General features: G+C 41.4%; 10 protein-coding genes. 7 read left to right on the top strand and 3 right to left on the bottom strand.

The window, feature by feature from the left end:
* Window positions 1-46: 46 nt before the first annotated feature.
* The 3 genes from WA1_RS07555 to WA1_RS07550 all read right to left on the bottom strand — a co-directional run bounded on the left by WA1_RS07555 (window position 47) and on the right by WA1_RS07550 (window position 1,953).
* Window positions 47-1,135, bottom strand: a complete 1,089-nt coding sequence (locus tag WA1_RS07555) for a DUF3326 domain-containing protein (RefSeq protein WP_017749379.1) — start codon at window positions 1,133-1,135, stop codon at window positions 47-49.
* 251 nt (window positions 1,136-1,386) lie between these two features.
* Window positions 1,387-1,560 (bottom strand): hypothetical protein, encoded by a 174-nt coding sequence (locus tag WA1_RS58050; protein ID WP_017749380.1) that lies wholly within the window; start codon window positions 1,558-1,560, stop codon window positions 1,387-1,389.
* 78 nt (window positions 1,561-1,638) lie between these two features.
* Window positions 1,639-1,953 carry a 2Fe-2S iron-sulfur cluster-binding protein gene (locus WA1_RS07550; RefSeq protein WP_017749381.1) on the bottom strand — a complete coding sequence of 105 codons (315 nt, stop codon included), beginning with the start codon at window positions 1,951-1,953 and terminating at the stop codon, window positions 1,639-1,641.
* 260 nt (window positions 1,954-2,213) lie between these two features.
* On the opposite strand from WA1_RS07550, the gene acnB reads away from it, so the two are divergent.
* The 7 genes from acnB (at window position 2,214) to WA1_RS07520 (ending at window position 13,158) form a co-directional block, all read left to right on the top strand.
* On the top strand, window positions 2,214-4,877 hold the full coding sequence (gene acnB, locus WA1_RS07545) for a bifunctional aconitate hydratase 2/2-methylisocitrate dehydratase (protein ID WP_017749382.1): 2,664 nt from the start codon (window positions 2,214-2,216) through the stop codon (window positions 4,875-4,877).
* Between the two features lie 135 nt (window positions 4,878-5,012).
* The gene (locus WA1_RS52405; protein WP_017749383.1) at window positions 5,013-5,189 is read left to right on the top strand and encodes a type II toxin-antitoxin system HicB family antitoxin; all 177 of its coding nucleotides are present in this window, start codon (window positions 5,013-5,015) and stop codon (window positions 5,187-5,189) included.
* Window positions 5,190-5,497: 308 nt separating this feature from the next.
* Window positions 5,498-6,754, top strand: a complete 1,257-nt coding sequence (locus WA1_RS07540) for a hypothetical protein (protein WP_017749385.1) — start codon at window positions 5,498-5,500, stop codon at window positions 6,752-6,754.
* Between the two features lie 650 nt (window positions 6,755-7,404).
* Window positions 7,405-9,969, top strand: a complete 2,565-nt coding sequence (locus WA1_RS07535; RefSeq protein WP_017749386.1) for an SBBP repeat-containing protein — start codon at window positions 7,405-7,407, stop codon at window positions 9,967-9,969.
* Window positions 9,970-10,128: 159 nt separating this feature from the next.
* Entirely contained in the window at window positions 10,129-11,292 is a 1,164-nt protein-coding gene (locus WA1_RS07530; RefSeq protein ID WP_017749387.1) for a hypothetical protein, read from the top strand.
* A 94-nt stretch (window positions 11,293-11,386) separates the two neighbouring features.
* Window positions 11,387-12,421, top strand: a complete 1,035-nt coding sequence (locus tag WA1_RS07525) for a hypothetical protein (protein WP_017749388.1) — start codon at window positions 11,387-11,389, stop codon at window positions 12,419-12,421.
* Between the two features lie 116 nt (window positions 12,422-12,537).
* Window positions 12,538-13,158, top strand: a complete 621-nt coding sequence (locus WA1_RS07520) for a hypothetical protein (protein WP_148662649.1) — start codon at window positions 12,538-12,540, stop codon at window positions 13,156-13,158.
* The last annotated feature ends 34 nt before the right edge of the window (window positions 13,159-13,192 follow it).

The following is a 13,192-nucleotide window of genomic DNA, read 5'->3' as shown; positions in this document are numbered from 1 at the left end:
TGAATTCTAATTTGATGTTAGTCCTGAATGCTTAACAATTCATGATTTAACTTTCATATTTTAATAATCGTAATTGGGATATTTCTGAACTGAGGGTAGATGGATCGATCCCCGCTTGGTGCGCGACCAATACACCTATTGCCTCTAGATATGAATTTACCTGTATTGATTTTATCCCCAAAGGTTGGGGTGGTACTTGTATCTGAGTTTGATTGTCCTCCACCGTCACGATTTGGCATCGCCGACTGCGGCTTAAACTCAGTAAAGCGCTACTACCACAAGCAGTTGCGGGTACAATTGCCGCATCGACTTGATTAACCCAGATGTCTCCTGTTTTTATTTTGGTCTTAGATTCGGTCAATTGATGACTTCCCCCAATCAGAAATTGGGGTGCGCGACTCAAACCAACAAGCACGCTTGTTAAAAAAGTATAACCCAATTCTTCAGCCGCAGAACGGGGAGATAAATTGGGATCGAGGGGAGGAGGCAAAAAAGCGGGGGAATGGGCACAAGGGATCTGAAAAGTTCTGACGATTAAATGACTAATGACTGCTTCTGCACCTGCGATGGGATCAATTCCTTGCCCTTGGCGGTACTTTTGTTCTATTTCCTCATCTATGTTATCGGGAAAACGCGCAACCACTGCGATCGCTTCCGCCCCTGCTTTTTCAATTAATATTTCTGCTGCTCGTAACAGGCTATCTGGGTTACCGATTGTTCCCCAACTTGCCCCCGATGCCGATATCTGTAATTGTACTTCTAAGTGTGCATCAGTTATAACATAGTCTGTCAAAGATAATCCTAGTGTAGCTCTAGCTGCATCTGCTGCTTGCAAGTGCCGCAACTGTAACTCTGGTTCAATGCCTTGGTCTAAAATCAAACCTATTCGATTTTGATAGACTGGGCGTAGTCCCCACTCGCCAGCAGCAAATTTGTCAAGCCCGTAACCTTCTACGTAAAGAGCGTTGGGTAAATTCCAGTACAGGTTGGCTCCATTGAGAACATTTGGGTGAGTAATCAAGCGATCGCAAACCCTAGCGACAGCTTTTGCAACTGGCAATGCATCTCCTGCATAACCCCCAATGGATGCCCCAATGCCAGTTGGTACAATTAAAATGGATGTATATAAATTCACGAAAGTTGTTAGTTGTTAGTGGTGTAGGACGAGCGTCTCGCCTGTCATCGTGAGTTGTTAGTGGTTAACTATTAACTACTAAGGGATTGCTAGGAAATAATTTATCCTATATTGTGAGATGGATGTCCCCCCCCCGTCCTGTATGAGTGGCGGGGGGGGGGGGGGGGGGTGTATGAGTGGCGGGCGGGGACGCCCGCACCACAAGAAATTCTGGGATATTTCTTTATTTGGAAGTCCCTAACTACTAACCACTATCCATTAGTTACAACAGCTTCAACAGAGCAGGTTTGCTTTTTAACGTCTACTGAGGTGATAGCCCAACGGAGGGGTTCTCCCTGTTTTTTTAGTTCTGCTTCAATCGCTTTTTGCAGTTCGGTGGGAGTTTCTTGTAAATCAATTTCTGCAGTAATAAAATGAGTAGTCATCGTGTTCTTCCTAACTTATGTACGGAGGGGCTATAGGCGTCTGTATAATCCTACAGATGCGTCGTACCACATTTTTTATTATTTACCAAATTGCAACTGATAAACTATATCCTCTTTCTCAGTTTCAATTTTCAAATCAGAGCGAGGATAAGCAACACAAAGCAATACATAGCCCTGTTTTTGAAGGTCTGGACTAACGCCCATGCCATCAGTTTGATCCACAGTTCCGGAAATAATTTGGGCTGCACAAGTCGTGCAAACTCCTGCATGACAGGAACTTGGCAACTCTAAACTAGCAGCATCAGCGACTGATAGGATGGTTTCATTTTCGGGAACTTGCAAAGTATGAGTTTTGCCTTGGTAGATAATTTCAACTGTGTGTGTTTTGGGCATAAAGAATTATCAGCGATCTGGCAATAGACAAGTTAAATATTTTATCCTATGAATAGGCAGAAACCCAATTAAGAAAAGCAAAAAAAAGATTTATCTTAAAACAGCTTGACTCGTAAACGCACTATGAGCGTGATAATTATAAGAGAATGGGGAATTCCGCGATAATTGTTAAGAGGGGTTAGGGATTAGGAGTTAGGGACAAGAGAATTCCGCCTGACCCCTGACCCCCGCCCCCCTCATTTGAATATCTGGAGAGCAGAATGTTAGAATCATACCGCAGACACGTTACAGAAAGAGCCGCCCTCGGAATCCCCCCCTTACCATTAGATGCAAAACAAACATCTGAACTATGTGAATTACTAAAAAATCCTCCTGCGGGTGAAGAAGAGACATTACTACACTTGTTGAGCGATCGCATTTCTCCTGGGGTCGATCCTGCAGCCTATGTCAAAGCAGGGTTTCTCACTGCCATTGCCAAAAAGGAAGTCAGTAGCCCCTTGATTTCACCGATTGCTGCAGTGCAATGGTTGGGTACAATGGTGGGTGGTTACAACGTCCAATCGTTAATCGAACTCCTGCAAACTCCAAGTACATCCCTATCGGATTCTTCTGAAACACCCCTAATGATGAAAGGGCAAGGAAAGGAACCGATAGCCGCCTATGCAGCAGAGGCATTGAGCAAAACCCTTTTGGTGTATGATGCCTTCCACGATATTCTAGAATTATCCAAAACCAATCCTTTCGCCAAACAGGTTATTGACTCTTGGGTAGAAGCTGAATGGTTTACTTCTCGTCCGATAGTACCAGAATTCATCAACGTGACTGTCTTCAAAGTACCAGGCGAGACAAATACTGACGACTTGTCTCCTGCAACCCAGGCTACCACACGTCCCGATATTCCCCTACACGCTTTGGCAATGCTGGAAAGTAGAATGCCTGGTTCACTGCAAACCATTGCTGAGTTAAAGACAAAAGGTTTTCCCGTAGCTTATGTCGGGGATGTGGTAGGGACTGGTTCCTCCCGCAAATCGGCAATTAACTCTGTGTTATGGCACATTGGGCATGATATTCCTTACATACCCAACAAGCGATCGGGTGGGTATATTTTAGGTAGTACGATCGCACCCATTTTCTTTAACACTGCAGAAGACGCTGGTGCTTTACCCATCCAGTGTGATGTCACCAAGATGGAAACCGGGATGGTAATTACAATCTATCCCCATAGAGGAGAAATCACCAACGAAGACGGCGAAGTTATTTCCACCTTCACCCTCAAACCCGACACAATTCTTGATGAAGTCCGTGCTGGTGGACGCATTCCCTTACTCATCGGACGTACCCTCACGGACAAAACCAGACTTGCTCTTGGTTTAGAACCCAGCACAGTCTTTACCCGTCCCCAGCAACCGACTGACACGGGTAAAGGTTATACGTTGGCACAGAAAATGGTAGGTAAAGCTTGCGGTTTACCTGGAGTTCGTCCCGGTACATCCTGCGAACCCATCATGACAACTGTTGGTTCTCAGGATACTACAGGACCGATGACTCGCGATGAATTGAAAGAACTCGCTTGTCTGGGTTTTTCTGCTGACTTGACAATCCAGAGTTTCTGTCATACAGCAGCGTATCCCAAACCAGTTGATATCAAAACTCATAAGGAATTGCCTGACTTTTTCGCCTCTCGTGCTGGTGTCGCTTTACGTCCCGGTGATGGTATCATCCATTCCTGGTTAAATCGGATGCTGTTACCAGATACTGTCGGAACTGGTGGAGACTCCCATACGCGATTCCCCCTAGGTATTTCCTTCCCTGGTGGTTCTGGATTGGTGGCGTTTGCAGCGGCTTTGGGTGTCATGCCTTTGGATATGCCAGAATCTGTGTTGGTAAGGTTTAAAGGAGAGTTGCAACCTGGTATTACTTTGAGGGATATAGTGAATGCCATTCCCTACGTAGCGATTCAGAAAGGTTTGCTCACAGTAGAGAAGAAGAACAAGAAAAATGTCTTTGCTGGGCGGATTCTGGAGATGGAAGGTTTGCCAGATTTGAAAGTTGAGCAAGCGTTTGAACTGACTGATGCAAGTGCCGAACGTTCTTGTGGGGGTTGTACTATCAAGTTGAGTGTTGAGACAATTTCAGAATATCTGCGTTCCAACGTAGCGCTGTTGAAGAACATGGTAGCACGAGGTTATCAAGATGCCCGTACCATTATGCGGCGTGTTGCTAAGATGGAGGAGTGGTTGGCAAATCCGGTATTGTTAGAAGCGGATGCTGATGCAGAATACGCGGAAATTATCGAAATCGATCTGAACGAAATCAAAGAACCTATTGTGGCTGCGCCCAATGACCCCGATAATGTGAAATTATTATCGGAAGTGGCTAATGACCCAATACAAGAAGTGTTCCTTGGTTCTTGTATGACGAATATCGGTCATTATCGCGCAATGGCTAAGGTGTTGGATGGTGCAGGTGCAGTGAAAACTCGTTTGTGGGTTTCTCCACCAACTCGCATGGACGAACACCAACTGAAAGAAGAAGGTGTTTATGGTATTTTTGGTGCTGCAGGTGCGCGGACAGAAATACCCGGTTGCAGTTTGTGCATGGGTAATCAGGCGCGAGTTGCTGATGGCGTGACAGTGTTTTCTACTTCTACCCGCAACTTCAATAACCGCATGGGTAAAGATGCACGAGTTTATCTCGGTTCTGCGGAATTGGCTGCAGTTTGTGCGCTGTTGGGAAGGATTCCTACTGTGCAGGAATATTTGGATATTGTGGCGAGTAAGATTCATCCTTTTGCTGATGATTTGTATCGGTATTTGAATTTCGACCAAATTGCTGGTTTTGAGGATGAAGGAAGGGTAATTGCGTTGGAACAGATGCCAAGGATTGAGGATATTTTGGGTATGCCGACTGCAGGGAAAAAGTAGTTTATTTTGGGTGGGCATTGCCCACCATGAAAACACGAAGAAAGAATAATTAACCGCAGATGAACGCAGATGGACGCAGATAAATTTAGTTATTTGATAAATTAAGATAATCTGCTTTTTTATAGCTTAGGTATTATGAAATCTCTACAAAACTATACTATTGTTATACGTCCTGATGATAATGGTACTTTTGTCGCCTATCTGCTAGCAATTTCTGGCTGTCATGCTTGGGGAGAAACTCCGGATGCAGCTCGTGCTGAACTTGTTTTTGTTTTTGACATGATTAAGGAAGAATACGAAGAACAAGCTTAAACAATTAGGTATTACAGAGGAAGAATTTAACCAGTTACGCTAATTGGCGCGATCGCTTCAAGAAGAATAAGTAATACGGCTATCTTCAGTCCTCAGATTATCACATTATTCATGCAAAGATTGCAAGATTGATTTCATTTTTTTATATTAAAATGATGATGCCATAAGTTTTTGAGGAGTTACATTAAGTTGCGAGAACGGCAACTATTTTTTGAAAGATTTCTGATAGCTACTGAACAAGCTTCTCTTGAGCGAGACTACCTGATATTTGAGAAAATATTGTTGTTGCTGCTAACAGAGTTACTGACATGACATCTTCTCAACCGAACAATATACACATAGAAATTACGACACCCTCCCAAACACTCTTTCCTTGCAGGGTTTATCCCATTCCAAAAAATCAGCCTGGGGTCAATACTCCCATTAAATTGCATATGCGTATCGCCCACAACACTTCAAATTTCCTTTATCTTAACCCCGACCAACCTTTTATTCCAGAGCTTTTGACATTAAATGGACAAATAATACAAGGACATTTAGTTACTGAAGAACTTATTACTAATACTCCGCCAAACATACCAATTAAAGGTAATCAGAAGAAAGACTTTGAATTGTGGAGAATCAGACCTAACGGATCTACAATTTTTTCTTGGACTGCAAAGCTTTTTTGGCAAAATAACTCCCTAAAGCTAAAAATTCCTACTGTTCCTGACAACAAGCTTGTTAGTCCTGTTAACTTCGAGTCGTTCTGGTGTTTTGATGCACTTGAAGCCAAAAACTATCAGATGAGATTTATCTTGGATATCGACTCTGAAACTACATTATCTGGTAAATATAATATCATACAAGAAGGAACTCTACAGGAAAATCATTCAGGAATCTTATCAACACAGTGGCTAAATATTCGTTTAGTTCAGCCATTATCTACTGACGAGCATACAATTGAGGTGAATGGAATCACATTCAAGATAGAAATGCCAAGTTCTACTTTTCAAATCACTAAATCAGAAACGCTTGTAAATCTGGGTATTTATATTACGAATAAGACATCCATGACTTTTCGCTTTTATCAAAAAGCTTCAATAGAAGCAATTTTAATAGGAGACGACAGTAAAGAAATAAATTCTCAAAGCGATCCACCAGGAAGATGGAGAAGTAAGGAACCTGAATATTATTCAATTAAACCAGGAAAAAGTGCATTTTTGAATTTAGAATCAATGCTTCTTTGGGGTTATAAAGAAGACCTAGGCACAAATATACAAGAAACATGGTTTTTTGACAAAAACTTGACTCTCAGACGACAGTCTTCTGATAATCAACGCGGTTTCCACTTAAGTCCTGAAGTTCAGATTCAACTTGCAATTCCTAATAAAACTCGCCACCGATTTAGTGGAGGTAATGGCTTTGATTATTTTTCTGACCTCAAAGTAGGTGCAACATATCAACTTCAAATCATATACTGCGTTCCCGATCAAGCAAGAAACTTAGAGTCACAGGTATTAGAAAAAGTTTGGACTGGGTGGATAGCTATGCCTTTTGTAGAATTTCATCTTATTAAGTCATAAAAGTAAAAATGAAGTAGAATTATGCTCTCTATAAATTTCTCTCCTGATTTCGTAAGCAAACCGCCTCCACCAACTCCTTTAAATTAACTTTATAAAGTTTCAAGAAATCTTCATCAAGAATTCCCTCTTCTACTGATTTTATCAATTCAGTAAATTTTGGGATTTACTAAAAATAGAAAAATAGCAAAGAATTGATTATCAAGTCAAAAACATTCTTTGACTTCTCTCGGAATCGCACATAGTTTCACATAGCATTAAATACTTATGCATCTACCCATTCTGCTATTTCTTGGAAGATTTCTGATAGCTACTAAACAAGCTTCTCTTGAGCGAGACTGCCTGACATTTGAGAAAATATCGTTGTTGCTGCCTTGGTAATATGAGGCAAAGGTTTGTACCTCCTGAACCTGGAGTGTCCTTCCGACTGCAACAAATCATCTTATAGGTTGTTGAGTAGCGGTTCTAATCTTATTAAATCGCCAATTTTGTTTTGCCTGAAGAGTTGTCCCTTGAAAAGACACTACTTTCTAATATCAGTCGAACTTAGAATATTTCATTGATTTGAGAGAGTTGTAAAAATCCAACTCAAGAAAGTTACTTTCAATTCCTTGAGAGGAAAATACACCGAATATTTAGAAAAAGGAATATTTATGACTATTGATGGAGCTGGTAACACATTAATGTCAGCTAGGGAGTTCAATATCACTCCTACTACACAAACGTTCACAGATTGGGTAGGTTCGTCCGATCTCAACGATTTCTACCGCTTCAGTCTCAGCAATAGTAGCAGTTTCAATCTTGCCCTCAACGGTCTAGTCGCTGATGCAGACGTGCAGTTGCTTGACAGTAGTGGCAACACACTTGCTAGTTCTGCTGCGGGTGGCATCACTGCTGAATCTATCAGCCGTACTCTAGATGCAGGCACTTACTATATCCAAGTCTATCCATACAACGGTGCTAACACCAACTACAACTTGAGCGTGTCAGCAACAATTAACGATTATGCTGGGAATACCCTCAACAATGCACGTCAAATCACCCTAAATTCCACAGCCAGCACTTACAGTGATTGGGTGGGTTCATCTGATACTGATGACTACTACCGTTTCAGCCTTAGCGCTAATAGCAGTGTCAATCTGGTATTAAACGGTTTAACTGAAAATGCTGATGTGCAATTGCTCAACAGCAGTGGTAACGTGCTGACTAGTTCAACTAGTAGTGGCACTGCGACTGAATTTATCAGCTACAGTCTAGACACAGGCATCTACTACGTTCGAGTCTATCCCTATGGTGGTGCTAACACCAACTACAACTTGAGCATGTCAGCAACAATTAACGATTATGCTGGGAATACCCTCAACAATGCACGTCAAATCACCCTAAATTCCACAGCTAGCACCTACAGTGATTGGGTGGGTAGCACTGACACTAACGATTTTTACCGTTTCAACCTCAGTCAAACTAGCAGTTTTAATCTTACCCTCAATGGTCTGGTAGCTGATGCTGATGTGCAATTAATTTGGGATAGCAATAGCAATGGGGTCATCGATAGCGGCGAAGTCATTGCTAGTTCTGCTGCGGGTGGTACCACTGCTGAAGCTATTAGTAGAACTTTAAGTGCGGGTACTTACTACATCCAAGTCTATCCCTATAGTAGTGCTAACACTAACTACAATTTAAGCGCGTCTATTACACCCAATGACTACGCTGGAAATACCCTCAATAATGCACGTCAAATCGCCGTAAATTCTACTACTAGCACTTATACTGATTGGGTGGGTAGTGCTGATACCAACGATTACTACCGTTTCAGCCTCGACACTACTAGGAACTTAAATCTTGCCATGAACGGTTTAAGTGGGAATGCTGATGTACAATTGCTTGATAGCAATGGGAATGCGATCGCTAGTTCAACTAACGGTGACACGGCGGCTGAATCTATCAGCAGAACTCTAGGTGCAGGCACTTACTACATCCGTGTCTATCCTGGCGAGAGTGGGGCAAGCACCTTCTACAATCTCAGCATTGAGAGCACGACTGCGCCAGTAGAATCTCATACTTTAAATTCAAAGTGGATTCGACAGTTAGGTACTACGGGTGATGACTCCTCCTATAGTGTTGCCGTTGATAGTGCTGGCAATGTCTATATTACGGGATATACTGAAGGTTCATTGGGAGGAACAAATGCTGGAGGTCTAGATAGTTGGTTAGCTAAATACACTCCTAACGGAACATTGTCGTGGAAAAAACAGATCGGTACTAGTAGTAATGACAACTCTCGTAACATAAGTGTCGATAGTTACGGAAATATTTACATTGTTGTTGAAGGAGGTAATCCTTCTGGAAGCAGTAATCCTACAAATAATGTTTGGTTAACTAGATATGACACCAACGGAAATTTCACTTGGACACAAGAATTGGGCATGAACGGCTATTTTGTTTCTTTTGGTCTGACCGTAGACAAAGTAGGCAATGTCTATGTGACTGGAGGAACAGAAGGAAGTAGTGCTGATGATGTTGATATTTTACTAACAAAATATGACAGTAACGGAAATCTGTTTTGGAACAAAAAATTAGGTACTACTAGCTTCGATATTTCCGATAGCATCACAGTAGATAACGCTGGTAACGTATACATTACCGGAGGAACTCAGGGCGCATTAGGAGGAAATAATTTCGGAAATTTTGATAGCTGGGTAGCAAAGTATGACACCAATGGTTCTCTGAGTTGGGCGAAACAATTGGGTACAAGTGCCAGAGATTACTCATTTGGTGTTTCTGTAGATAACAATGGAAATGTTTATATCACTGGAGGTTCTGAAGGTGGCTTAGGAGGAAATAGTGCTGAGATTGTAGATGCTTGGATAGCTAAGTACAGCAGTAACGGGAACTTAACTTGGAGTAGAAAATTGGGTACTTCTGGCTTAGATGTCTCCAATGATATCGCCGTAGATAATGCTGGCTACGTCTATATTACAGGTTACACTGATGCTGTTTTAGGTAAAAGTAATAGCGGAAACATTGATGCTTGGATAGCAAAATACGATTTTAATGGTAATCAGCTATCTATCGATCAAGTAGGCTCTTCTGATGATGATATTTCTAGGGATATTGCGATCGATACTGCTGGCAATGTCTACATTACAGGAATTACTAGGGGTGCATTGGGAGGTAGTAATGCAGGTAAGGTTGATGCTTGGGTAATAAAGTACTAGTACAGATTGGCGGAAATATGCCAACCGTTAAGGACACAAGCAAACCATCTAATTTTCGTAACCTTTAATGGGTATGTTTGCTTGTGCCAAGCTGTACTAGCTTCAGCTTCAAAAAATTAGCTAATGTGTGAAGATACAGCAATTAATAGGGTGACCAATATGACATCTTCTGAATCAAATAGTATCAGTTTAGACATTCACAGACCTCCCAGAGTACTTTTTCCTAATAAGGTTGCTTATCCCATCCCACAAAATGAGATGGGGATAAATACGCCGATTCGATTGAGTGTGAGTATCTTTAACAAGACTTCAACTCGCTTTCGTTTGCATCCTTTGCAACCGATTCTTCCAGAACTCTTGACACTAGATGGACAAATCATACAAAGACGTTTAGTGACTGATGCGGATTTTACGAATAACCAGCAAAACACTTTGCTTCAGCGAAATCAGGGTCGGGAAGCCGTTTTTTTTCAAATTCCACCTAATTGCTCTTCCGGCTTTGATTTCCCGGCAAAGTTTCTTTGGGAGCACAATATTCTCCGGCTAAAAATTCCTACTATTCCAATGTTCTCACCCAATTCTTTTCACCCCACATCTTTCTGGTGTTTTGATGGGCTAGAAGCAGAAAATTACCAACTTCGATGGATTTTGAATACCTACGATGAAAATACATTGTCTGATGAATCTAATATTAATCGCTCGATAACCGTGGGGGATATCAGTTCAAGAATGCTAGCAACCCCCTGGCTCAATCTTCGTCTGGTTCAACCCTTATCCACTGACAATCGCGCTATCGAAGTCGATGGAGTCAGATTCAAAATAGAGATGCCTGAATCGGTTTTAACCATCCCAAATAGACAAACAGGAAATAAAACTGATGTCAAGCTAGGTATCCAAGTTATCAACAATACTTCCAACTCACTTCGTTTTTATCAACCAAGTTCTATAGATATGTATCTAACAGATGATGAGAACAGAGCAATACAAATTCTTCCTGAAAAAATAAGCCCTGGAAAGCCAAAACTACTAACTGATTATTCGGTTCAATCAGGAAAAAGTGCATTTTTTAGTCTAAATGGGGTAATTTCATGGAGGAACAAAAATGTTCTTCAAATAGCATTTCCAAGGAAAACTCGTCAACAATTTACTGGAAACGATTCTTACTTTAATTTTGGCGAACTCACAGCAAACCAATTTTATCATCTTCAAGTTACATATAAAATACCTGAAAGTGCAACTCATTTAGAGAAGGAAGTATTAGAAAAAGTTTGGACAGGTTGGGTAACTCTACCTTCTGTCCAATTGACTCTTGTCGAACCATAAAATGAAAATAAAGCGACATGATTTTCTTCGCTATTTGTTTCTAAATTTGTCAAATATCTGTTTTTTAAACTGAGAAATATATAGGACACCAACAATGAAATCTTTGAAATACTCCATAACTTTGCTTGTATGGTCTTTAACAATTATTGCAACGATTCAAGAAAGTTTTGCCATGAAAATTATACCTAGCCAACCTGGTGCTACACAATACTGGAGGCAAAGCTCAGATTATCCAACACCTCCTAGCATTTCTCCTCCATTTCGTAATACAGTAGAAGTAGATACAAGGTTATGGACACAACCTCTTCCATTAGGTGGCTCACGATCATTTTCGACTACGCTTACCATCTGGTCACTCTTTTCTGAGCGTGGTCTTTTTGGTTGGGATTTTCAGCCATCCCAACAAGCATTAACAGGTAGTTTTATTGTTGAGGATTATCTCGCTTGTGGTTACGAAGACGTTTGTGGTGGTGAACGTCCATATGATCGGAATTTTGAGCCTAGTACAAATGGAATAGGAGCTAATTTTCGTTTGAGGTACGATCCAGCGCCTACAGTCCCTCCTCCAGGAGAAAAGACTCACTGGATTCAAGTAGCAAGAGCTAGTTATGCGGGTGTGTTCGGGAATCCTTTTTTCATACCTAATATTTGGTTTGTTGACAATTTTCTCCAAAGAGATACTCCTTACGCTGACGAGGTGTCATTAGCAGTCACTCCAACACTTTTTAGAGATATGCCTTATGTCGATGGAGATGAATATCCAGGTGTCTTGGCAAATAACAATTACTTTGAGGCGCAGCTTTACTTCGTTAAGGAAACAACACCACCTTCGAGTCGTCAGAAAAAAGTGGTCATTTACGACGGCATCCAATGGGGATGGAAAAATATTAAGGGTTATAAAGAGCAAGACCCACCGCCACCTCCTTGCAACGGTGGTAGCGGTGGCGGCGGTTGCTTAAGAACCTCTGCTGTTAACTCAACTAAAGACCAAAAACTTCTATCAGATAAAGATAACAAGTCCGCATCTCACCTCTCGGTCCCTGAATCCACATCCGTAATGGGACTGCTAGCACTTGCAGCATGGGGTGTAATGAAAGCCCTAAAAATTCGTAAAGACAAGCAGTCGTGAACCACCTTTACACCCTATTGTTTTCCCTCAGCATAATTCTCATCAACCCTTGAGGTACGATGCGCGGGGAAATCTGGACTCAACCAAAAGTAATAGTTATTGAGAGGGTAGTTAATATGACATCAAGTATATCGAATGATAACAATGCTGTTGAAGTAGATGGCGTCCGTTTTGAAACTATAGTGCTGGAGCCAGTGTTGAACGTACCAAAAAGAACCTTGGTGCAGAAACTGCTGTGCGTATTACAACCTTTATTACCAATACCACCTGGATATTTTTCCCCTAGATATTCTGTAAAGATTGGTATTCGTATTACTAATAACACCCCAACTCCTCTTCGATTTAGCTTGTATTTCACCTTGTTTCCAGAAATTGTGAGTGTAAATAGTCCAGATAATCCAATTTCCTTGGAAGGGGGCTGTATTAGCCCCACAGCGCCCTTAGAATCTGATTTTCCTTTTGTCATACCTGGAGAAAGTGTGACCTTCTTTCCTAATGCAGAAATCTTTTGGATTTGGGGCGAAAGGCTTGGACTTAGCATGGATAGCGGAGAAGGTGGTAAATGGATTTTTCAACCTTTTAAGCTTGGTAATTATCAGTTCCGGTTTACGTATAACAATCTAAAGGCAATGGTAACAATGTACGGTTCTGTGAGTACAGATACAAAGTTAATAGAAGGACTCTGGACGGGTCAAGTAACAACTCCATTTGTGGATTTACATTTAGTCCATCTGTAAAGTGAAGCTAGATTTTGATTTTCCAAAAGACTAA

The organism is Scytonema hofmannii PCC 7110, from assembly GCF_000346485.2.
GTDB lineage: Bacteria > Cyanobacteriota > Cyanobacteriia > Cyanobacteriales > Nostocaceae > Scytonema > Scytonema hofmannii.
Note: the sequence above shows the minus strand (reverse complement) of the source record. Positions and strands in the feature narration are given on the sequence as shown.

Coding starts and splice junctions, on each gene's coding strand:
- WA1_RS58050 (WP_017749380.1), bottom strand. CDS start 1,560: ATGACTACTCATTTTATTACTGCAGAAATTGATTTACAAGAAACTCCC.
- WA1_RS07550 (WP_017749381.1), bottom strand. CDS start 1,953: ATGCCCAAAACACACACAGTTGAAATTATCTACCAAGGCAAAACTCAT.
- acnB (WP_017749382.1), top strand. CDS start 2,214: ATGTTAGAATCATACCGCAGACACGTTACAGAAAGAGCCGCCCTCGGA.
- WA1_RS52405 (WP_017749383.1), top strand. CDS start 5,013: ATGAAATCTCTACAAAACTATACTATTGTTATACGTCCTGATGATAAT.
- WA1_RS07540 (WP_017749385.1), top strand. CDS start 5,498: ATGACATCTTCTCAACCGAACAATATACACATAGAAATTACGACACCC.
- WA1_RS07535 (WP_017749386.1), top strand. CDS start 7,405: ATGACTATTGATGGAGCTGGTAACACATTAATGTCAGCTAGGGAGTTC.
- WA1_RS07530 (WP_017749387.1), top strand. CDS start 10,129: ATGACATCTTCTGAATCAAATAGTATCAGTTTAGACATTCACAGACCT.
- WA1_RS07525 (WP_017749388.1), top strand. CDS start 11,387: ATGAAATCTTTGAAATACTCCATAACTTTGCTTGTATGGTCTTTAACA.
- WA1_RS07520 (WP_148662649.1), top strand. CDS start 12,538: ATGACATCAAGTATATCGAATGATAACAATGCTGTTGAAGTAGATGGC.